Origin of the sequence: Cyclobacterium lianum (assembly GCF_900143075.1) — a bacterium.
In the GTDB taxonomy this organism is placed as follows: Bacteria; Bacteroidota; Bacteroidia; order Cytophagales; family Cyclobacteriaceae; genus Cyclobacterium; species Cyclobacterium lianum.
Genome location: NZ_FRCY01000002.1, coordinates 1 through 22,203 on the forward strand (window position 1 = coordinate 1; position 22,203 = coordinate 22,203).

Annotated in this window: 15 protein-coding genes; 12 read left to right on the forward strand and 3 right to left on the reverse strand. The window is 45.5% G+C overall.

The features are described from left to right. Both BUB19_RS24450 and BUB19_RS24715 read right to left on the reverse strand, forming a co-directional pair. Nucleotides 1-439: reverse transcriptase domain-containing protein (locus tag BUB19_RS24450; protein ID WP_317041572.1), on the reverse strand; the 439-nt coding region annotated here is incomplete at its 3' end. A gap of 183 nt (nucleotides 440-622) precedes the next feature. Next, nucleotides 623-1,027, reverse strand: a complete 405-nt coding sequence (locus BUB19_RS24715; protein WP_394333870.1) for a hypothetical protein — start codon at nucleotides 1,025-1,027, stop codon at nucleotides 623-625. Nucleotides 1,028-2,012: 985 nt separating this feature from the next. On the opposite strand from BUB19_RS24715, the gene BUB19_RS24460 reads away from it, so the two are divergent. The 7 genes from BUB19_RS24460 (at nucleotide 2,013) to BUB19_RS02720 (ending at nucleotide 9,012) form a co-directional block, all read left to right on the forward strand. Then, nucleotides 2,013-2,324: an ATPase gene (locus BUB19_RS24460; protein ID WP_245802762.1), complete on the forward strand. Its 312-nt coding sequence runs from the start codon at nucleotides 2,013-2,015 to the stop codon at nucleotides 2,322-2,324. A gap of 11 nt (nucleotides 2,325-2,335) precedes the next feature. After that, nucleotides 2,336-2,587, forward strand: a complete 252-nt coding sequence (locus BUB19_RS24465) for a hypothetical protein (protein ID WP_245802763.1) — start codon at nucleotides 2,336-2,338, stop codon at nucleotides 2,585-2,587. Further along, the gene (locus BUB19_RS02700; protein ID WP_073091557.1) at nucleotides 2,577-2,768 is read left to right on the forward strand and encodes a hypothetical protein; all 192 of its coding nucleotides are present in this window, start codon (nucleotides 2,577-2,579) and stop codon (nucleotides 2,766-2,768) included. The genes BUB19_RS24465 and BUB19_RS02700 overlap by 11 nt, the downstream gene beginning before the upstream one ends. Before the next feature lie 252 nt (nucleotides 2,769-3,020). Further along, a complete protein-coding gene (locus BUB19_RS02705; RefSeq protein ID WP_073091563.1) occupies nucleotides 3,021-3,314 on the forward strand; it encodes a hypothetical protein in 294 nt (97 codons plus the stop codon). Between the two features lie 107 nt (nucleotides 3,315-3,421). Continuing rightward, on the forward strand, nucleotides 3,422-6,421 hold the full coding sequence (locus BUB19_RS02710) for a DEAD/DEAH box helicase (protein ID WP_073091568.1): 3,000 nt from the start codon (nucleotides 3,422-3,424) through the stop codon (nucleotides 6,419-6,421). A gap of 236 nt (nucleotides 6,422-6,657) precedes the next feature. Then, nucleotides 6,658-7,923, forward strand: a complete 1,266-nt coding sequence (locus BUB19_RS02715) for an alpha/beta hydrolase family protein (RefSeq protein ID WP_073091571.1) — start codon at nucleotides 6,658-6,660, stop codon at nucleotides 7,921-7,923. 333 nt (nucleotides 7,924-8,256) lie between these two features. Further along, entirely contained in the window at nucleotides 8,257-9,012 is a 756-nt protein-coding gene (locus BUB19_RS02720) for a DUF5995 family protein (protein ID WP_073091574.1), read from the forward strand. 266 nt (nucleotides 9,013-9,278) lie between these two features. Here BUB19_RS02720 and BUB19_RS02725 read toward each other — a convergent pair whose 3' ends face one another. After that, on the reverse strand, nucleotides 9,279-9,890 hold the full coding sequence (locus BUB19_RS02725) for a DUF2911 domain-containing protein (RefSeq protein WP_073093110.1): 612 nt from the start codon (nucleotides 9,888-9,890) through the stop codon (nucleotides 9,279-9,281). Between the two features lie 304 nt (nucleotides 9,891-10,194). Here BUB19_RS02725 and BUB19_RS02730 point away from each other — a divergent pair, with 304 nt between their 5' ends. From BUB19_RS02730 to BUB19_RS02750, 5 genes are all read left to right on the forward strand, one after another. Then, nucleotides 10,195-11,193: a 3-keto-disaccharide hydrolase gene (locus BUB19_RS02730; RefSeq protein ID WP_073091577.1), complete on the forward strand. Its 999-nt coding sequence runs from the start codon at nucleotides 10,195-10,197 to the stop codon at nucleotides 11,191-11,193. An 88-nt stretch (nucleotides 11,194-11,281) separates the two neighbouring features. Next, complete coding sequence (locus BUB19_RS02735) at nucleotides 11,282-12,391, forward strand: PepSY-associated TM helix domain-containing protein (RefSeq protein ID WP_073091580.1); 1,110 nt, start codon at nucleotides 11,282-11,284, stop codon at nucleotides 12,389-12,391. 139 nt (nucleotides 12,392-12,530) lie between these two features. After that, nucleotides 12,531-12,980, forward strand: coding sequence for a DUF5362 family protein (locus BUB19_RS02740; protein WP_073091583.1), 450 nt, complete (start codon nucleotides 12,531-12,533; stop codon nucleotides 12,978-12,980). A 70-nt stretch (nucleotides 12,981-13,050) separates the two neighbouring features. Continuing rightward, the gene (locus BUB19_RS02745) at nucleotides 13,051-17,874 is read left to right on the forward strand and encodes a PAS domain S-box protein (protein WP_073091586.1); all 4,824 of its coding nucleotides are present in this window, start codon (nucleotides 13,051-13,053) and stop codon (nucleotides 17,872-17,874) included. Nucleotides 17,875-18,016: 142 nt separating this feature from the next. After that, a complete protein-coding gene (locus tag BUB19_RS02750) occupies nucleotides 18,017-22,018 on the forward strand; it encodes a CheR family methyltransferase (RefSeq protein WP_073091589.1) in 4,002 nt (1,333 codons plus the stop codon). The last annotated feature ends 185 nt before the right edge of the window (nucleotides 22,019-22,203 follow it).

The following is a 22,203-nucleotide window of genomic DNA, read 5'->3' on the forward strand; positions in this document are numbered from 1 at the left end:
TTTTCTTGGTAATCTGTTTGAGCTTTCGCTTGAGTGATTCCCAGCTGCTCTTCTTCACCACCAGCTGGTATTTTCCTTTGTCCCCCTTCTGATATGTCGGTACAAATGCATGTCCCAACAACTCAAAATTGGAAGGTCTTCGGATACCGCTTTTCTCCCTGTTGATGGGCAATCTGAGCTTATCTCTTAAAAAGAGATAAATCTCGTTGCCCACTTTTCTGGCTTCCTTCTTTGACTTGGTGTAGATACTGAAATCATCAGCGTAACGGACGTATTTCAGGTTTCGCCTGTCCAGTTCCTTGTCCAGCAAATCCAGCAGGATATTGCTCAATAGGGGGCTGATAGGAGAGCCCTGAGGAACGCCTTTTCTACGTTTGTGCAGTTTTCCGTCAATCTGGATAGGTGCACGGAGCCACTTCCGCCTGCCTGCCGCAGGCAGGGATAAGCCGCAGGGTAGTCGGGCATTTTACCCGTTGGTAAATGAACTGTAGTAGGGTCGAGTGGTCAACCTCGTCAAAGAATCCCTTAAGATCGATGTCCACAACATCCTGATAGCCATGCTACCCACTGCCTGGCTCCTTCGCTAAAAATGTCCTAAGGGACATTTTCTTAACGCTCGGCCCTATTTTTCAGGGCTTGTGAAACCGCCTTGTGGATGTTCTTCTGCGGTCGAAAGCCATAGCTGTATTCCTCGAACGTAAGTTCGTATTTGGTCATCAGCACCTGGCTTACCGCCTGTTGCAGCCACCTTTCCACTACTGTGGGAACCCCCAATAATCTGGTCTTTCCGTTGCTCTTGGGTAGCTCCACTCAGCCTGGCCCGAAGCTCCCGCTTCGTCCCCCCCTTGATAGGTTTTGGTACATACGTGTGGTTCAGGATGGAGGTGGCAATACGGTCCCTGTTGTTTTCCAGATAGGAAAACAGTTCGGAAACCTTCATGCCGTCCACCCCTGCCGAACCCTTATTCCGCACTACTTGTCGGTAGGCTTTGTAGAGGTTCTTACGGTTGAGTACTTTTTCTATCATGATTGATCTGTTAAGCTGCCCTGCAATCCGGCGCCTCGCTAAAATCTTCCACCGGAAGATTTATTAACGCTCGGTCCTGCTTAAGATGAGGCTGCACCAAAAGGTGCTCCTCATCGAATTTGGACGTAATCCAATGTTCAGTCCCCGTCCGACTGGTCATCCGGGCGGGCTTCGCTGTTCCGTGAGACCATCAGGGGTATGGTTTTTGCATTCCCTGCTCGTTTCTCCAGCTACTATGATCTCGGCTGACTTCTTGGCTCATAGAATCCGAATCTATTCCAAGACCTCCCTCGGTAAGGTGAATATCCCTGCCCGTCCGGTCAGGCGGGCTTGTGCCAACCCACAGCCTGGCCCAAAGCTCTCGCTTTGTCCTCTGCCATATCTACCAGTTCGGTGCTTCCCTCCTTTCGGAAGGTTGGGACTTCGGCGTGACCCCGATGGTCGGGACAAGTTGTGGCACCTCATCCGACCTCATGGCCTCAGTATATGGCACTGCGTGCGCCCCCTTCGCACTCCCGTGCTCGGGCGTGTTCGTCAGTGCAGACACCGCAGTCTGGCTTACTTGCCACCCTCCAAGCTGGCCCCTCACTAAAAACTTTCACAGAAAGTTTTCTTTACGCTCGGTCCTCTCACGGCAAACCAGCCCCGCTTTGGCGGGACAGGCTTTGCCACTTGCTTTGCTTCGGGTAACGACTCCCGCGCATAAGGGATGCCGAGAAATCGGCACAGGCATCTCACCCGTTGGAACGGTCAACTTTTTGACCTATATTCACCATTCAAGGCACACACATCACCTTGGAAGACAGCGGGCGGTTCCGAGTAAATTGAAAGTTTAATATCTTTAAGAAGTTAGGAGTAGGCTGGAAGAGAAGTGCTCCGAATGCCTGCCTGGCGGCTGACAGGCCCGCCGTCTCCAAGCTGAATCCCGTTGTGGGTAATATCCAGATTCTACCACCGTTGATAGAAATTCGTATATTAGACTGAAATGAAAAGACTATACGTTATAGCTGGATGCAACGGAGCAGGAAAAACAACTGCTTCTTACACAATCTTACCAGAAATACTTGATTGTAAGGAGTTTGTAAACGCGGATGAAATTGCTAAAGGAATTTCTCCTTTTCAGCCTGAAAAAGCAGAAATAGAAGCAGGTAGGTTGATGTTGAAAAGAATTAAAAGATTGTTAGAATCAGGAGAAAGTTTTGCCTTTGAAACTACTCTTTCAACTAGAAGCTATGTCCAATTTATTGATAGGGCACATAAAATGGATTACCAGGTTACTTGCTTGTTTTCTGGCTAAATTCGGAAGAATTGGCTATTTCAAGAGTGGAAACAAGAGTAAAAGAAGGAGGTCATCATATACCGGAAGACGTGATAAGGAGGAGGTATAAAAGTGGTCTTAAGAATTTTTTCAATCTATATCTAGCCAAGGTAGACAACTGGCTGTTTGTCAACAATTCAGGAGATACTTATGAGATAATAGCTGAAGGAGCATTGAAGGAAGAAACAATCAGCAATGTTGAACAATGGGAAGATTTAAAAAGGAATTACTATGGGAACTAAAGAACAACTGAAAGAAGAACGGGATAAAATAGTCAAAGGCCTCGAAGAGACATACAGAAGGCTAATCGAATACAAAAAGCAAAAGAAAAGTCCGATGATTGTGGTAAGGAACGGAAAAATTGTAGCTGTTGACCCAAATGAAATACTACCCACAACATTGTATAAGCGTCATGCCGGGTGAATTGCCGAAATTGAGCTTCTGGCCTATATCCAAAATTTTGATAAATTTAAATGTAATAGCTCCGCTATTATCTGACAGTTGGGTAAATTCAGACCGCCTTTTCTAAAGGGATATTATTTCCAAAATGATTGTCAGATAACGGCCTTTTGACGGCCCCTTGATCATCGATGGCAAATAAGGTTTGGAGATTAGAAAATAATCGATATTTAACCTAAATTTATTATGCAGTCAGCGCAATAACACGATAAGGAAATGGGCAGAATACACCTTTTTGAATTTGAGGACCTGGAATGGTTTCCGGCCTTTTTAAGAGATTATGGGACGGACTTTTTGCAATTTTTGTCGAACAAAACGAAAATGTACAAAATGGAAAAGTTAAATCAGGTAAACGAAATTGCAGCTAAGGGCCTAAAGGCCGGAGGAATAGAGATAAAGCCGATGATCGATGAAGGATACATGCAAATCAGAAAAATTGAAGATTTCGACGGCCACGTTTGGCACATTACCCATCTGAATATTGAAAAATTCGGGCAGGAAAGCAAATGACCGGCCAATGCCAACTGGCAAAACGGGCCAGGCAATACCCGAACCTATGGCAGCGAGCCCGGTAAAACGCAGTGTTTAGGCTCAGAAAGAATGGAAAAATTGGCCAGATGAATCATAAAAAGATCATACAGCTTATCGGCAAAGCCATCCGGGAAGGGAAATACCTGAGCATTACCTACCAAAATCAGCAGGGGGAGATTACTCCTTTTTGGATAAGTATATCGGATATAAACGAGAGAGGCGAACTGAGGACAAACCTGTTTAACGTCACCAAAGATGAACCCATCAGAGATGCCAAGTTGTTTGTTTCAAGCATCCGGACTGCCGAAATCCTGAAATTTTCACATTATGAAGTTCCGGACTCGCTGATTAAAAAACTGGATGAAGATGAAAAATTGCAGCAATACGAATTTGACCGATACGACAATAACATTCTGAACTATCTTCTGGAATGTTACAAGGCCAATAAGGATCCCTTTTTATACAGCGCACACCTGATCCCCGGAATAGACCTGACAAAGCTGGCAGAAGAAAGTCCTTTTTCACTGACCCTCAGTCAGCTAAAGCAGATTATCAAAGACATCTACCACAATGATTACCGCCGGTATCACGATTACGAGCTGGCGATAAGCGAATTTTCTATCGATCTGCTTTCGAAAGGGAAATTTGTCATCGCTTTCCGCAGACTAACTCTTGATCCGGTAAACAAAACTTTGCACCTGGGTTCCAAAACGGTATTCAACCCAAACTTTTATATCAAAGAAGTAAAACACTCCCTCTCCTATTATACCGACATGAGCCCGGCCGATTTTGAGGCCATATACAAAACAGATGCGAATGCTGCCCTCGAAGTACTGCGGGCCAACTTCAAAACGGGTGAATTGCCCAATACCAGGCCGGAAGTGGTTGTTTTGGGCTATGCGCAAATAGATATTGCAGGAATTTACGACCGGATACATAACGACCATACGCAAAAGAAACTGGAGGTACCTCTGAAAGCATTCTTTCAGAATTTATCTTTGCTGGACCGGAAAAACCGAAAAGAACCGCACATTGTATTGTATGATCAAAACATCAATATTGATCAGATTCAGACCATTTACAATGCTTTGAAATACCCTATCACTTATGTACAGGGGCCTCCCGGAACAGGGAAAACCCAAACCATCCTGAATATCATTGTAAACTGTCTTACCAATAAAAAAACGCTTTTGATTTCATCAAATAACAATGTCCCTATTGATGGAATCAAAGATAAATTATTCCTGGGTAACTACCGGGACAAGGAAATCCTGCTGCCCATACTGAGGCTTGGCAACAATCAGCGGGTGGCGGAGGCGCTGAAGGTCATTAAACAACGGTACGAATTTGAAACCAAAGATGTACCAAAGGAAGAAATGTTATTTAATCTTAAAGAAAAGTCCAGGGAGAAAAACAGACGATTGCTTGAGAAGATAACCAATCATGAGACCCGAATAGAACAGGTACAAAATCTTTCTTTCGTCAGCAGCTTGTTGGCAAAAGGAAAAAATCACCTGCTGGAAAAAGAAAAACAGGCCATTGAAGAAAAACTAAAAAATCTTCCCGAAACCAGCAATGATGATCTGGACGACCTCTACGAAGTGATCAGGGATAACCCGCAGTTGTTACAATTTTTCTACTTCGAATCCCTGTCGTGTGTAAAACGTCTGAAGAGCAGGGAATACGCCGATTTGAAAGCAATCCTGGACCTGGAAGAACCAAAGGAACAGGTTAAGGAATTTAACAAGTGGATTGGCGATGATCACAATCTGGAAAAGCTCACCAAAGTGTTTCCCATCATCCTCACTACCAATATCTCAAGTCGCAGGCTGGGAAGAAAATATAAATTTGAGGTAATGGTGATGGATGAAGCGGGACAGTGTGATGTAGCCACCAGCCTGATTCCCATCTCAAAATGCAAAAACATGGTGCTGATAGGCGACACCAATCAGCTAAAGCCTATAGTGGTGTTTGAAGAGAAAAGAAACCAGCGCCTGAGAAGCCAGTTTGGAATAGACAAGACCTACGATTATTTCAACAATTCAATTCTCACCCTCTATAAAGGGATTGATAACATTTCCAGAGACATTTTGCTGAGTTATCACTATCGGTGTGGACGGGACATCATCAATTATTCCAACATGCGCTTTTATGAGAACCGGCTAAACCTTTCGAAAATTCAAGCCAATGGAAACCTGCAACTTATAGCCGTGTCTAATGTAAACCAAAAGGATAGGAATGCCAATATTGAAGAAGCACAGGAAATCTTAGGGTACATCGCAGAAAATAATTTAACAGATACCTTCATCGTCACCCCCTTTCGTAACCAGGAAGCGGTATTGAATTACTACCTGAAAACGGCAAAAGCAAATCAGCAAATCGATGAATCTGTAAGTTGTGGTACAATTCACAAAATACAGGGACAGGAAAACAAAACCATCATCATTTCCACCTCTCTGTCAAGAAACACCTCCGCCAGAACCTACGAGTGGATAAAAAATAACAGCCAGTTGATAAATGTTGCCGTCACCCGGGCAAAGGAAAATTTAGTGGTAGTAGCGGACAAAAAAGCCATAGACATCCTGTCCAGAAAAGATGATGATTTGTATGCACTGATTGATTACGTACAGAAGAGGGGAATGGCGGCAGTCAGACAAAGTACAGCAAACCGGTTTACGATCGGATTTTCGAATGATTCAAAATTTGAAGACGAATTTTATAAAACGATGAGCCACTATTGCACCCTGGAGGGAAGCCGCTTTGAAAGAAACGTAAAAGTGATCGCGCTCTTTCCGGGAGAAATCAACAACCCGGCACTCAACAAAAAAGAATTTGATGGGGTGATTTTTCAGGGCAGGATCCCAAAAGTAGTATTTGAAATAAATGGAATAGAACATTACAAGAACAAAAAAAGAATCGCATCAGATAAAATCAAAATGCAACTCCTGCAATCAAAAAATATTGCCAGAATAGCCATTCCCAACCAATACGTCAAGCATTACGAATTTATTCGGGAGCTGATGAATAAAATCAAGGGCGGGGTCTATCAGAAAAGCTTGTTTGAAAGCTACGATGCTGTAAGCTGATTCAGAATCATCCCATTCCGAATAGAGACAATCAGTAATGTTGAGGAGACCAGAGACACCAGAAACCGGTATTTTACGATTCCGGTACAGGCACCTCCACCAGTAATTTAGGTAGTACCGATCGGGGCGAAAGTGCCTTTTTTTTGCTAGCTTTCCTGCCAGAATAAGCTTTAGGAAAAATTAATCCCTGATAGTCTTATCCGGATATTCTTCCTATTCCATCTAAACTAATAAATATGAGGCTGATACCTTTACTTTTTCTCGCATTGCCCCTGGTATTTACCGGATGCGCTGAAAGTAAGCAGATGGCTGCTGTCAGCGGACAAGGTCTGGAACAATGGCTGGCGACGCCAGACTCCCAACGGGTCCGTCTTGACAGTCTGGACATTGCCGGAGAGCCCATCTCAAAAGAAGAAGCAGAACGTTTTACCGGAATGCTATTGAAGGACCGTCAGCGGCAATTGCTAAGTGAATACAAGGAACAATGGGATTCCAGGGAATTGCAGCTTGCCGGATTGACGATGCCCTTCTACTATCAGGTTTTCGGAGAGGCACCTGCCGGGGGCAGAAGCTTGTACATCTCTCTCCACGGCGGTGGCAATACGCGTCCTGAGGCAAATGACCAGCAATTTGAAAACCAAAAACACCTGTATGATGAAACCATGGAAGGACTTGAAGGTATATACCTGGCCCCTCGTGCCCCTACCAATACCTGGAACCTCTGGCACGAGCAGCACATAGACGACTTTTTTAACATTCTTATCCAATTGGCGGAGGCTCTGGAAAATGTAAACCCCAATAAAGTGTATCTGATGGGATATTCTGCAGGTGGCGATGGTGTGTATCAGCTTGCACCACGCATGGCCGACCGATGGGCAGCGGCCTCCATGATGGCCGGGCACCCCAATGAAACCTCTCCCCTGGGCCTGAAAAATCTACCGTTCGCGCTACATATGGGCGCTTTGGATGCGGCGTATGATCGGAATGAAAAGGCACGGGAATGGAAGCAGCTTTTAGACAGCCTGGAAAGAAACTCACCCGGTAGCTACCAACATGAAGTGATCTTACACGAAGGAATGGGGCATTGGATGAAGCTGGAAGATGCGCGGGCCCTGCCCTGGATGGCAGGCTTCAAGCGCAATCCTATCCCGGAAAAAGTCCATTGGAAGCAGGATGACCGGCACCACCGCTATTTTTATTGGCTGGGCGTACCAGACGAATCTATAGAGACTGGTGGAGAAATCAGCGTAGAATACATTCCCGAACGCAACGAAGTAAATATCCTATCCAATTACAGTAGTGAGCTGGAACTGTTGCTCAACGACGAAATGCTGGACTTAGATGCCCCTGTCGCCATCAGCTATCAGGGCAAAATTCTGGCAAAAATAAGGGTTGAGCGATCACTCAGTCAGCTATACAAAAGCATATCCGCCAAGGGAGATCCCGGTCTGGCATTTTCTGCTGTGGTACGGGTGCTGAATAATGAGACTGTCAGGAAATAGAAAAAGAGGCCCCTGATCGCTACGCCTACCTGGTTTCCAGCTATAAATTTTCAAACCCCATACCAAATGGAGTAACGGGGCATGCTGTAAGAAGCACGCAGTACCGGTACATTTACTATCCGGTCTTTGCTTTTATATCCATTAAAAATCTGCTAGTTTAGTGCTTGCCGGAAGTTTTTTAACCAAACCCAAATAAAATGCTGCATTGGGTACAGCGACAAAAAAATACCACAATATCAAATGAGCAAACGAATTCCTACAATAGTATGTAATCCCTGAAACGGACCTTAACAGCAAGCCCGATTAATCCTGAAGAATAACCCGTTCCTAATCATGCCAAACGCAACCACTATTCATGATGTAATTGATGACCTTGATGCGATCATTGAGCATTGCATCGAAAACAACAGCAGAGCGGGTTTATTTGCCTACATCTACAGACGTACTACCTATGAGATCGCCAGCGAGATCTCTCTGGGAAATTTTGAGGATAATGAGCTTCTGGAAGAATTTGATGTGCTTTTCGCCAGATTATACCTGGATGCCTATGAGGCTTACAAAAACCAGCAGGAGGTAAGTGCTTCCTGGGCTTACGCGTTTGATCAGGCAGAAAAGCCGCTTACGATCGTTCAGCATATTTTATTGGGCATGAATGCCCATATCAACCTGGACCTCGCCGTGGCCGCTGCCAGGGTAATGAAAGGTAGGAACATCCTGGAAATAGAAAATGACTTTAACAAAGTAAACGTTATCCTCTTCCGGATTACCAATGAATTGCAGGACCGCCTCAGCCGGGTATCACCGCTGATGTTTACGCTGGACCTGATGGGTATGAACAAGGATGAAAAAATCATCAATTTCAGCATGCGCAAGGCGAGGCAACATTCCTGGAAGGCTGCCAGGAGGTTGTGGTCCCTGGAGGGAAAGGAGACTGACCGCGCTATTCAGCGGATCGACCGGACCGTACTTGTACTTAGCAAGCTGATAAGATCGCCCAAATCCTTGACCATGTGGCTATTCCTTCTATTGATCCGGAAATTTGAAACCCATGAAACGGGTGTCGTTATTTCCAGGTTGCGGGAAGATTAAACCGACGTAGGATAAAATTTTCTTTTTGCTCTTAGGTGGCATCCAACCAGATCTGCCTAGCCCCCTCCGTGCAACACCTAACAGCAGTACCCAAACCTGGCCCTCCGGAAATGACCAGCAACAGCATCAAAGTAAGTCAATCTGCAAGCGAAGCTGGCAATTAAGGGTTTGCCAGGCTCAATAAATTGAAAAACCTCCGCCAGGGAGGTCTTTCTATTTGACAGGGTCAACACGATCGTACCGGAAGCAATCTGATAATTGTATGCCTATTCGAATGCGGCCTGGAATGCTTCCATTTTCTGATCTACCTGGGTATCTACCATAAAAGAAAGGCCAACCTCATCCCAGGCAAACATCACTTTTGCCACCTTGTTATTTTCCGCCGAAATGGCATAGGATAGCCGTTCATGGGCATCAATCTGCTCGGGGCTTACTTTGATGGCCACTGCATCGTCTTTCGCCAGAGCAGCAGCATCTACCTGATCACCCTGCATGTACGCATAAATGGCGTTTCCTTTGCCATTGAGGTGGACAGTCCAATCTCCGGATTGTGAAGGTGTGATGAATACCGAATAGGTCCCGGCATTGAGGTTCTTTCCTGCTATGCTTACTGGGGTACTAAACTCAATGGTTGTAGGAGCATTGGCACCAGCCCTCCAGGGCACACCATAGGGGACCAGGGCTCCAAATATTTCTCTTCCCTTTACTCCCGGGGAAGAGTAACTTATACTGATTTTGGTAAAACCTACATTCTGGGATACATGGCCTGCAGGGCTGGGAGCGGGAGCCTGGATCTGCGCCTCCGATTGAAAAAATGCTGAAAATATCAGCAAAATGGTGAGTGTAGCTGTCAAATACGGATGTCTTGAATTTTTCATGGATTTATTGATTTTGAATATTTGAGTCAGAAAGATACAAAAGGCTGTGAAAAATCCTCCTGTCCCCTTCAGGGAATTTGATGCAGGCATCGTTGGTAAATAGTTCTGCGGATAAAATAATCGATGTCCCGTGCTGTACGGGCCTGATCAAGCGGCAGCAATCCGAGGAGAATTCTTGGTAGACAATCGTGTAGAAAACGCAAAAGATAAAAATTAAAACATTTCATTTTAAAGATTTATTGATACCTTGATCGCTCCTTTTTTACGGAAACAATGCAGTAAAACTTTAAATAGCGACTCCACCATGAAATCGATGACAAGTGCCATTTTGACCCTTTTGATATTTGCCGGTAGTTTAGTAAAGGCCAGCGCCTATGACCGAATGAACAACCCCTTCACAGGCATGTGGGGGCTTGAGATTGAGGGAGGCGGCATCGGCTGGCTGCATGTCACCGAAGAAAAAGGGTATCTGGATGCCGAGCTGCTTTGGATTGGTGGAAGTGTACTGCCGGTGGCCAGTGTCTATCTTGCCGATGACAATGCCCTGGTAGTGACACGAACCAGCAGCTCAAAAAAAAGTGAGGACAGAAGCCATACACTCACCCATACTCTGCGCATTGAGAAATCAGGTGAAACCTTGAAAGGTACCATGAGCGGACCGGGTAGAAATGGAGAGTATCAAACCCGCTTTACGGGAAGCCGCATGCCTCCCATGCCCGAAAAACCCGATTTGTCTGCAATCACCTATGGAAAACCCATTTCATTATTTAACGGCGATGACATGGAAGGCTGGGAATTGATGAATTCCAATCAAAAAAATGGTTTTACAGTGATCGACGGAGTCATGGTAAATGACCCCCGCCAGCCCGAAAATGGGGAACACATATCCTATGGTAATATCCGTACGGCACAGGAATTTGAAGATTTTAATCTTACCCTGGAAGTAAATGTGCCTGAAGGAAATAATAGTGGTGTCTATCTGAGAGGTATGTATGAAATTCAAGTCGTAGATTCATACGGCAAGCCGGTAGATTCTCACAATATGGGAGCCCTTTACAGCCGTATCACACCTGATTTGGCTGCAGAAAAACCGGCGGGAGAATGGCAATCCATGGACATCACCCTCGTAGACAGACATATCACCGTGATCCTGAACGGCAAAAAAATTATTGACAACGAACCGGCCTGGGGACCTACAGGGGGTGCGATAAGCACGAAGGTATTGGAGGCAGGGCCCATTTTTCTGCAGGGGGATCATGGAAAGGTCAGCTACCGCAATATCGTTTTGAGGCCCATTGACTGATCACTTCCTATACCAAAAATTGGTTTTAAATCAGTGGTACCTGGTCGTCGAGGCTTGATTACCGATTAATCCAATACCAGACAAGTAGATGTCAATCCGAAAGTTACTGGCTAAAATCCACCTTTTCCTTGGACTTGGTACCGGCCTGCTTTTTACTGTCATTGCCCTTTCCGGAGCAGTATACACCTGGGAACCAGAGCTCAGCCGTATTGCCTACCAGCAAGAAGTGAAGGCCATGGACCTCCCCTTTGTATCCATTTCTGAGATCAGAAGTACCCTTCAAAAACACTTTCCGGAGGGAGACTTTCGCACCGCCTTATACCGGGACCCCGAAAGCAGTATTGAGGTGTTATTGTATGTCCCCGGGACCTATTACCACGCGCAAATCAATCCCTATACAGCAGAACTTATTCATTTGCAGGACATGAATAAGGGGTGGCTGAACTATACAAAAAAGCTTCACAGGAATCTGCTTCTGGGTAATGTGGGGAGGGAAATCGTACACTGGGTAACGCTATTGGCACTTCCCCTGCTCATTTCGGGCCTGGTGATTTGGTGGCCAGGCAGGGGGTGGCCGCGAAAAAGTAGCTTTCGGATCAAATGGTCCGGCCCTCCCAGAAAAACGAATCGTGACCTGCATACCAACCTTGGATTTTACGCTACCTGGGTCCTGATATTTGCACTTATCACGGGTATTTACTGGGGGTTCGGTGCCGTAAGAGAAACCATAAAGCAGCTTAGCGGCGAAAAAAATATGAGCTGGGAAGTGCCTCACTCCATACCGCCCGAAACCGGGCAGTTTGCAGTAAATGATGTTGTTTTGAACCGCCTGATAGCAGACTACCACAGCAATTTTTCTGAATCGGAGGTAAGGATCGGTATACCCCATGCAAAAGACGACCCTGTTCAAATTTCCGTTATTGCGCCAAAAAAAGGAATAAATGCAATCGATCATTATTACCACGACCAGTATAGCGGAGAAGGAATCGCCGGTGATTTTCAATATGGACTGGCAAGGAACAGGAGTTCTTTTGAGAGGATAAATGGCATGGTGTACGATATCCATTTCGGAACTATTTTGGGACTCCCGGGCAGGATTCTGGTATTTTTAGCCTCAATGATCGCAGCCTCTCTTCCCATCACCGGCTTTTTTATTTGGACAGGCAGAAAAAAACACACGATCCAAAAGGGAGCCTGATTATTGGAGCTGTCAATATTTTGAATTATATTCACCATACCTGATATTATTGTACAACACAAAGAAAAACGCTTTGTCTTTTTCAGATCGATAGGATTTAACGTTATTGGTCGTCTCCCCAAAAAATGGATGATTAAAAATGGAAGATATCGGAAAATATGATTCATCCCGCTCTTTTACTTCCGGGATTGAAGTAAAAAACTACCTTTTGGAAACCTGCAAATGGGCCAAGTTTCTGGCAATCGTAGGTTATGTGGGTATCGGGCTGATAATCCTCATGGCTTTTGTGGTGACGATTGGCGTTTCCTTTTTTGATACCGGAATAGATAAGGCATTTGACATGAGGGGAATAGGATTGATGTATTTAGTAATCGCAGTGGTGTACTTTTTTCCAGTCAACTATCTATACAGGTTTTCTAAGCACCTGAAGACAGGCCTTATCGCGAATGATGAAGGAACGATAAGCACTGGTTTTGAAAATCTGAAATCCCTGTTTAAGTTTATGGGTATATTTACCATCGTGATGTTATCGCTCTATGCGCTCTTTTTGTTCATTTTATTACCGCTATCCATGCTGGTATTGAAGTAAGTATTTTGTTCGATCATTTGTACTCCAACCCTATACAAAGCCATTGCGGCGAGAGGGAAAATCTCAAATAATGCACCAGCAGAACCAAGACTATAGCAGTTTTTTCCACTTTAATCCAGTTCCCTGCTGGGTTTTTGATCCCCTTACATTTAAAATCCAGGAGGTCAACCTGGCTGCCCTCCGGCAGTATGGCTATACAGCGGAGGAATTCTTAAAGCTCAATCTACGGGATCTCCACGCTGACCAGGAAATAATGAGATGGCTTGACAGCCAAAATGGTACCGAAAAGCAGGAAGGGAATATTCCTTTGGGTGTCTGCACCCACAGAAATAAGAGTGGAGAGCCCATGCGCATGGAGGTACATGTGCAGCGCATGAGCCTCCAGACTAGTGGCCTAATGATAGCCATGTGCAGGAAAGTGTCAGCGGAGGAAAAACAGCACAACCGACTCCCGGAGGCCGAAAAAATGCTATCTGCGGTATCGAATATCGGCAGATTAGGGTATTGGCGGCTAGACCTGGATGGCCGCACACTTGCCTGGACGGAAGAGGTATACCGCATCTGGGGCAGACAGCCAGAAGATTTCGCACCTACCTACGACAACTTCTATCAAACCATACACCCTGAAGACCGGGACGCCTTCGGAAAAGAACAGTGGCAAGCGTTTGAGGGGCGTAAAAACCTTGATTTTGTTCACCGGATCCTATTACCTGATCAGGAGATCCGCTGGGTACATGAGCGGGGCAGATTAATAAAAGACTCACAGGGAATTCCAATCGCTTTTGAAGGCACGGTGCAGGACATCACCCGACAAAAAGAGGTGGAACGGCAATTGATTCAAACCAGCAAAAAGCTGAGCGAAAGTGAAAAACGGTTTCGTATCGCCCAGGAAATTTCACCCGACGGTTTCACCATTTTCCGCCCGATTAAGAATAAAAACGGTTCAGTAGAAGACTTCATCTGGATATTTGAAAATCAGGCCGTAGCCGAGATCAACGGAACCGATCCGAATAAGATTATTGGAAAAAAGCTGCTTGAGCAATTTCCAAAACACCGGGCGACCTCCTTATTTGAAGCGTATGTTGAGGTTGCTATTACGGGTAAATCCCGTATCATAGACGAGGTATATACGGGCGAGATCGTCCCGACACCTGCCTGGCTTCGGCTCGTAATCGTACCCATGGGTGGGGACATCGCCATCCTCACCCAAGATATCACCGAACGCAAGCTGGCTGAAGATGCACTGCGGGAAAGTGAAGCGAGATTCAGGACCATTTTTGAAATCGCCTCTCTGGGAATCGCACAGGTAGACGTTTCCGATGGTCGAATAATTTTGGTCAATTCATTTTATGAATCCATCACGGGGTATTCAAACGAAGCGCTGCTGCAAATGAACTTTCCGGATCTTACGCATCCGGATGACCGGCAAAAAGACTGGGAATTATTCTGCCGGGCCGCCAGAGGAGAGGAAGAATACAGGAATGAGAAGCGTTATATCAAAAAAGACGGTACGATCATCTGGGTGCGGGTACATGTGGCATTCATCCGGGACCAGAGTGGAAAACCAAAACATACGGTGGCCATCTGCGAGGAAATTACCGCTCAGAAACAAGAAGAACAACGTCTGAGGCTGCTGGAAAACGATTTGAGTCATTTATACCAGGCCACTCCTGATGTGTTGTGCCTGACGGATTTACATGGAAACTTCCTGAAAATTAACAAGGCCGGCTGCGAGCTCCTCGGCTACAGCGAGGAAGAAATCCTCCACCATCCTTTCGAAGAATTTGTCCATCCTGAAGACAGGGACTATTCGTTACGGGAGCTGAAAAAAGTAAGCGGGGGAGAAAATTCCTTTAAATTCGAAAACCGCATCCTTACCAAAGCAGGAAATGTCATCAGTCTGAGCTGGACGAGCAATATCGCTACCGAGGACGGGCTGATTTATGCCACCGCAAAGGACATTACCGAACAGAAAAAGCTAAGAGAACTGAACCGACAGGCATCAAAGCTTGCAAGGATAGGAAGTTGGGAAATTGATCTGGCAGGTAATGCCTTGTTCTGGTCCGATATGGTATACGAGCTGCACGATACCGATCCAGATAGTTTCGAGCCGGACCTGAAAACCGCGATTAACTTTTACCGGGAAGATTTCCTGGAGATGGTAAATGAAAAAGTAAACCAATGCCAGTTTGAAGGTGTTCCTTTTGATTTTGAAGCGGTATTGGTGACCGCCAAACAAAGGGAGAAATGGGTACGGGTCATCGGCCACGCGGAGATGGTAGAGGGTCGGTGTCAGCGGATTTTTGGAAGCTTTCAGGACATTCACGACCGCAAGGAGGCCGAATTCAGGCTGCAATCCCTGGCAGACAACCTACCAGGAGTGGTTTTTCAATACCACCGGTACCCGGATGGTAGCGACGCACTGAAATATGTCACAAAAGGTTCCCTGCCTGTCTGGGGTTTCAGCCCGGAGGAGGTTATTGCCAACAATAGATTGGTTTGGGATCAGATCAGTGCGGCCGGTGATCTGGCCGCTGTACAGGAAAGCATCGTCAATGCGATCAAGACCAAAACAAAATGGACCGCACGTTGGAAATATGTGTTGCCGAGCGGAGAGATCAGGACACATCTTGGCAACGGTAGTCCGCGCTTTCTGGCCGATGGCTCCGTAGCTTTCAATTCTGTCATCCTGGACATCACTAATGAAGCCAGGAATGAAGAACTGCTGGAGCAGGCCACAGACATGGCACAGATCGGCAGTTGGGAACTCGACCTGGTCAATCCCGACAACGATGCAATGTATTGGTCTCCCATGACCAGAAAAATAATCGAAGTGGACGAACAATACAATCCTTCTTTAACCGGAGGGTTTGAATTTTACATTGAAAAGAGTAAATCACTTATTCAAAGTGCCGTAGATCGATTGATTCTCGATGGAAAAGAGTTTGATGAGGAGTTGCTTATACGTACCGGCACCGGAAAGGAAAAATGGATTCGCTGTATAGGTAAAAGCGAGCGTATCAGGGGGAAATGCGTTAAGATTTACGGAAGTTTCCAGGATATACATATGTCTAAAACCCTGGAAATACGCATTCAGGAAATATTGGATAGTATTTCCGATGCGTTTTATGCTGTAGACGGGGATTGGAACTTCACCTATTTTAACAGAGAAGCTGAAAATCTGCTTCAGAAAAAAGCTCCCGAAGTAATTGGTAAGAGTATCTGGAAGGAATTTCCGGCCGCCATCGATACTTCCCTGGACAGCATCTACCACCGGGTAGTATTGACCAAACAACCGACCTCGTTTGAATACTTTTTCCCCGGAGATGGAAATTGGTATGAGGTGAATGTTTACCCCTCTGCTGACGGTCTTTCGGCTTATTTCAAAAACATCAATGAACGGAAGCAGGCAGCAGTAGCACTGGAGAAGGCCTATCAGGAAAAAAATGATATCCTTGAAAGTATTGGAGACGCTTTTTTTAGTGTGAATAGAAATTGGAAGGTCACTTATTGGAACAGGGAAGCCGAAAATTTTCTGGGGCGCAAACGAGCCGATATTCTTGGGGAAAATTTATGGGACAAGTATGCAGATGCCATTGATTCGGAGTTTTATCACCAATACCATTACGCATTGGAAAAAGGTGAAAAAGTAAATTTTGAAGCATTTTATCCTACCGTGCAGAAATGGTTTGGTGTATCGGCATATCCGTCCAAAGACGGTTTATCGGTCTATTTCAAAGATATCACCCTGCGCAAGCAAGCAGACATTCGACTAAAACAAGCCAACGAGCGTTTTGAAAAAGTCGCTGAAGCTACAAATGACGCAATCTGGGACTGGAACCTTGCTGCAAATACCTTGTATTGGGGTGGAGGGTTTGAAAAATTATTTGGGTACCAGACCCAGAAAATCATCCCCACTGAAGAATCCTGGTACAATTGCATCCATCCGGATGACAGGGAACGCGTAAAATCCAGCAGAGATGAAACATTAATAAATCCGGAACGCCACACCTGGACGGCCGAATACCGCTTCCAGAATATTGATGACAGCTTTTCAGATATCATCGACCGGGGAAAGATCATCAGGGATCGGCAGGGAAAGGCCATTCGCATGGTTGGCGCAATGACTGATATAACCGAGCGCAAGCGATTCGAACAGCAGTTGCTGGAATTGAACCAGTCACTGAAGCAATATACGCACGAATTAGAGCTTACCAATGAGCAACTGGAACAGTTCGCTTTCATCGCATCCCATGATTTGCAGGAGCCATTGAGGATGATTTCCAGTTTTATGGATCAGCTAAAAAGAAAGTATGGCGACCGAATTGACGAGAAGGGTCACCAATACATTCACTATGCTACCGATGGTGCTAAGCGTATGAAGCAAATCATCCTGGACCTTTTGGAATACTCCCGAGCCGGAAAACTGGCCACCCATACAGAAAAAATCAAACTCAGCGAACTGATCGGTGACTATCAACTTTTAAGAAGAAAAATCATTGCCGAAAAATCAGTGAAATTATCGCAGGGAAAGCTCCCGGAAGTGCAGGCATACAAGGCACCGCTTACCCAAACGCTGCATTGCTTACTGGATAACGCCATCAAATATTCCAGGGAGCACCACAATCCCGAAATAAACCTGCATGTTGAAGACCATGATGACTTTTGGAAGGTATGTATTGCAGATCGTGGAATCGGTATAGATCCCAAATATTTTGAAAAAATCTTTATTATTTTCCAGCGGTTACATAACCGGGAACAATATTCCGGCACAGGCATTGGGCTCTCCATTGCCAAAAAACATGTCGAATCCTGGGGCGGAAAAATCTGGCTGGAATCTACGCCTGGCAAAGGCTCAGAATTTTATTTTACCATACCTAAAACCAAAATTTAGCCCGCAGACTTGAATGGTCATTTATGTTGGCCAGGCAGAAAATGCTTGAATCCTGGAGAGAGCGATATTTCTTAACTACCTTTATGGAATACCGGTCTGGCAAAAAATAAATGATCCAAAGCTGAAAACGAGAACATCAATAATGAAAGTAGATTTCCCCATCATTGCCATCGGAGCTTCAGCAGGAGGGCTGGAGCCACTGGAACTGTTTTTTGAACAAGCCAAACCCGATTCGCCCTTTGCCTACATACTGATCCAACACCTGGCACCTAACCACAAGAGCCTGATGGATGAGCTACTCTCCCGGCACACCGCCCTTCCCATCAGAATAATTGCCCATGACATGCCCCTGGAAAAAGGAACCATCTACCTCAATCCACCAAAAATGTTTGTCAGTCTCCGGGAAGGAAAATTTTCATTGCACGAAAAAGAAGACCGTCGCCTGAGTTTTCCCATCAGCAGCTTCTTCAGTTCGCTGGCCCTGCACCAGCATGAGCAAGCCTGTGCGATTGTGCTCTCCGGTACTGGAAGTGATGGATCAGAAGGAGTCAAACACATCAAGGAAAAGGGCGGTCTGGTGTTGGTGCAGGATCCGGAATCCAGCAAATTTGACGGGATGCCCAAAAATGCGATCAACACCGGAGCTATTGATAAGGTGTGCCATGTAGCGCAGATGCATGAGGAATTGGAAGCTTACTTTTCCAACAAGGAGATGTTGGTCGGGGCGGAGTTAGAATCTGACAATACCAAATCAGTAATCGCAAACATTTTGGATAGTATCCTGAAACAAACACAGGTAGATTTTACAGGGTACAAATATACTACAGTAAGCAGAAGAATAAGCCGCAGGATGAGTTTGCTGGGCTACTCCGCCATGACAGATTATCTTTCCAATCTTGAGAAAAATCCTACCGAGGCCCATATGCTGTCCCGTGAGTTACTGATTGGGGTGACCCGTTTTTTCAGAGATGAGGAAGCATTTGAGGCACTCAGAAACAAAGTAATCCCCCGGCTGCTGGAAAAAAACCGGGACACGAAATCTCTTCGCATATGGGTGGCTGCCTGCTCCACAGGAGAGGAGGCCTACTCTATTGCCATATTGATCAAGGATTATTTACGCCTGCACCGCCTTCAGTACGATGTGAGCATCTTTGCTACTGATCTGGACAAACAAGCTATAAAGCTAGCTGCCAACCGGGTTTTTCCGGAAAATATCAGTTCGGAAATCCCACCTGAATACCTGAGCACCTATTTCATCCCCCACCGGTCGGGTTATACCATTGCCAAGGAAATACGGGAAATGATTGTATTTTCGGCCCACAACCTGATACAGGATCCTCCTTTCAACAAAATAGACATGCTCTGTTGCAGAAATTTCCTGATATACCTCAACGACCGGGTGCAGCAACAGCTCTTTTCGATATTTCAATATGCGCTAAAAGATCAGGGTATATTGTTCCTGGGGTCAAGTGAATCTCTGGGCAAATCCCTTGATGAATTTATCGAGTTTGACAAAGTCAATAAAATTTTTCTCAACCGGGAAAATAAAAAGTTTATACAGCAGGTCCGTTCACCAAAAACCAGGTCTCTGACTTCCAATGGGCCCTCCCCTCAGATCAATAAACCTACCCAAATGCCCGCTGCCGGAAGGAATAAATTGATCAATGACATACAGCACACGCTCATTCAGGCATACGTACCGGATTCTGTCGTCACGGATCAGGACTTTAATCTGATACACACTACCGGAAATGCCAATCTTTGGCTACAGCTCCCCTCCGGAGAGGTTAGTTCCAATGTAATGAAAATGCTTCCCGAATCTCTCGCAGTACCCCTGGAAGTCGTGGCCAACAAGGTCATTCAATCTGGCAAGCCCATCACCCTGGACAATGTAGCGGTCGGATCCGAGCTCAATTCCTATTTCAACGACCATAAATCCATTAAAGTCACTGTTCGTAAAGCACCACTTAAAGAAAAGACTGACTATCTGCTGATCACCTTTGAATCGGATAGCAGCCTGGATGGGCCGGGAGAAACGACCTCTATTGATATGGGCACAGCTTCGATTGAGAAAATCGCCATATTGGAACGGGAGCTCCGCGTCAATAAGGAGACATTACAAACCACAATTGAGGAACTTGAATCCAGCAATGAAGAACTGCAGGCCGCAAATGAAGAACTCCAGAGCTCAAATGAGGAGCTGGAATCTGTTAATGAAGAACTTTACACCGTAAATGCAGAATACCAGCAGAAAAACCAGGAACTTTTGGAAGCCAATAATGACCTCAGCAACCTCATTCATAGCACAGAGATCGCTTTGTTGTTTCTGGATACGCATTTGAATATCCGCAAATTCACCCCTGAGATCAAGAAGATCATGAACCTGATGCCTCATGATATCGGGCGAAACATCAGTCACTTCAGAGGCAAAATTCAACTGGAGGATTTCATGGACCGCATAGAAGAAGTCTATTCCAGCCTGGTTCCTTTTCAGGCAGAAATAAAGGACAACAAAGAAAACGAATACTTACTAAAAATATCTCCGTTTAAGACGCCCAAAAATGAAATTCAGGGAGTCATTCTGGTCTTTGTAGACATATCACGCAGCAACACCATACAGCGAGCCCTGGCGGTATCTGATCAAAACCTGGCAGACCTACAGGAACGACATGCCAGCCAGAAAGAGATATTCGAAGTCATCACCAAAAATCTGCGTGATCTGGTGACCATCATCAGTCCAGATGGAGAGATAGCCTATTGTTCACCTTCTGCCTATGATATTACCGGGTTTAGATTGGAAGACATGCATGGGATGAACTTCCTCGCCCAGGTTGCGGATCCCAGGCAGCGGGAGCACTGGAGAAGGGCCATTGAGGGCCTCACCAAAAACCAGGATCCGGGATTGCTGCACTTCAAGTTTAAGACTGCAAACGGAACGCTGCGCTGGATGGAATCCAATCTGAACCTGCTGGAGTATTCGAATGGTAAACAACCCAGGATACTGATCACCACCCGTGACATCCATCAGCGGAAACTCGACGAAATAGAAAAATACAAGCTGGCACTCATTGCGGAACAAACCGGCAATGCAGTCCTGATCACGGATACGGCCGGAAAGATCACCTTCGCCAATAATGCCTTTGAGAAAATGACAGGCTATCAGGCCTTCGAAACCATAGGGCTGATTCCTGGAAGATTCCTGCAGGGCGAAGAAAGCGAGCCTGAAATAATAAAAATCATGTCCGAGGCCATCAGAAAAATACAGCCATTCGATGTAGAACTGATCAACTACACCAAATTCGGCAGCAAGTATATTGTCCGGATCCAGGCTGAACCCATGTACGATTACGACAAACAATTTATAGGCTTTTTTTCTATTCAGACGGACGTCACCCACCAAAAAAATCAGTTCGAGGAAATCCACAAGCTGAACCTGAAAATCAAAGAACAAAACACAAAACTGGAAGAAGTCAATACAGCTCTGGAAGAATTTGCCTATGTGGCCTCTCACGACCTAAAAACCCCGGTAAGGAATATCCGGGGTCTGCTGGATATCATCCAGAAAAAGGGAGAGCAACTAGCCCGGGATAAACGGGATCATTACTTTCACATCATTTACAATGCCTCAGGGGAATTGAATAAAATGATCGATAACCTCTTGGAGTATTCCAGGACCGGTACTTCACAGGAAATCTGGGAGCAAGTGTCACTACCCAAACTGGTGAAAGACGTCATCAGTCAGTTTGGGAAGGAGCTGGAGAGTTCTGGCGGCAAAATTCGCATGGACCTGCAGGTCGATCAGCTGCAGGTGTATCCCATACTCTTCAAGCGTCTGCTCACCAACCTGATCGGCAATGCCTTGAAATACCGACAGGCTGCTCCTCCTGAGATAAAAATCTCCTGCCAGAAAAGCGATTCCGAGACCGTGATTTTCCAGGTAGCAGACAATGGGCTCGGTATTCCTGAGGATCAGTTTGACAATATTTTCAAAATTTTCAAATCGCTTAACCCCAATAAAGACAGCAACGGGATAGGGCTTTCGGTCAGTAAGAAAATTGTTGAATTACATGGAGGTAGGATTTGGCTGGCCTCGAAACTGGGTGAGGGAACTACCTTTTTCTTTGAAATTAAAAACCAGGCATGATCTGAGATAAGCCAATATTAAAATCAACATTTCAGTGACAGTCCTCCATTTCTGTAAAACCGATACAATGAAAGCAGCAAGCTTTGAAAAATACGGGATACCGGAAAAAGTACTTGGGATATCCCAGCTCATTGCCCCTATACCCCCCAGGCAAGGCAGCTATTGGTTTGCCTGGCGGACTTAGC

Bases quoted from the DNA above. Each gene is read 5' to 3' on its own strand.
- BUB19_RS24715 (WP_394333870.1), bottom strand. From the start codon at position 1,027: ATGATAGAAAAAGTACTCAACCGTAAGAACCTCTACAAAGCCTACCGA.
- BUB19_RS24460 (WP_245802762.1), top strand. From the start codon at position 2,013: ATGAAAAGACTATACGTTATAGCTGGATGCAACGGAGCAGGAAAAACA.
- BUB19_RS02700 (WP_073091557.1), top strand. From the start codon at position 2,577: ATGGGAACTAAAGAACAACTGAAAGAAGAACGGGATAAAATAGTCAAA.
- BUB19_RS02705 (WP_073091563.1), top strand. From the start codon at position 3,021: ATGGGCAGAATACACCTTTTTGAATTTGAGGACCTGGAATGGTTTCCG.
- BUB19_RS02710 (WP_073091568.1), top strand. From the start codon at position 3,422: ATGAATCATAAAAAGATCATACAGCTTATCGGCAAAGCCATCCGGGAA.
- BUB19_RS02715 (WP_073091571.1), top strand. From the start codon at position 6,658: ATGAGGCTGATACCTTTACTTTTTCTCGCATTGCCCCTGGTATTTACC.
- BUB19_RS02720 (WP_073091574.1), top strand. From the start codon at position 8,257: ATGCCAAACGCAACCACTATTCATGATGTAATTGATGACCTTGATGCG.
- BUB19_RS02725 (WP_073093110.1), bottom strand. From the start codon at position 9,890: ATGAAAAATTCAAGACATCCGTATTTGACAGCTACACTCACCATTTTG.
- BUB19_RS02730 (WP_073091577.1), top strand. From the start codon at position 10,195: ATGAAATCGATGACAAGTGCCATTTTGACCCTTTTGATATTTGCCGGT.
- BUB19_RS02735 (WP_073091580.1), top strand. From the start codon at position 11,282: ATGTCAATCCGAAAGTTACTGGCTAAAATCCACCTTTTCCTTGGACTT.
- BUB19_RS02740 (WP_073091583.1), top strand. From the start codon at position 12,531: ATGGAAGATATCGGAAAATATGATTCATCCCGCTCTTTTACTTCCGGG.
- BUB19_RS02745 (WP_073091586.1), top strand. From the start codon at position 13,051: ATGCACCAGCAGAACCAAGACTATAGCAGTTTTTTCCACTTTAATCCA.
- BUB19_RS02750 (WP_073091589.1), top strand. From the start codon at position 18,017: ATGAAAGTAGATTTCCCCATCATTGCCATCGGAGCTTCAGCAGGAGGG.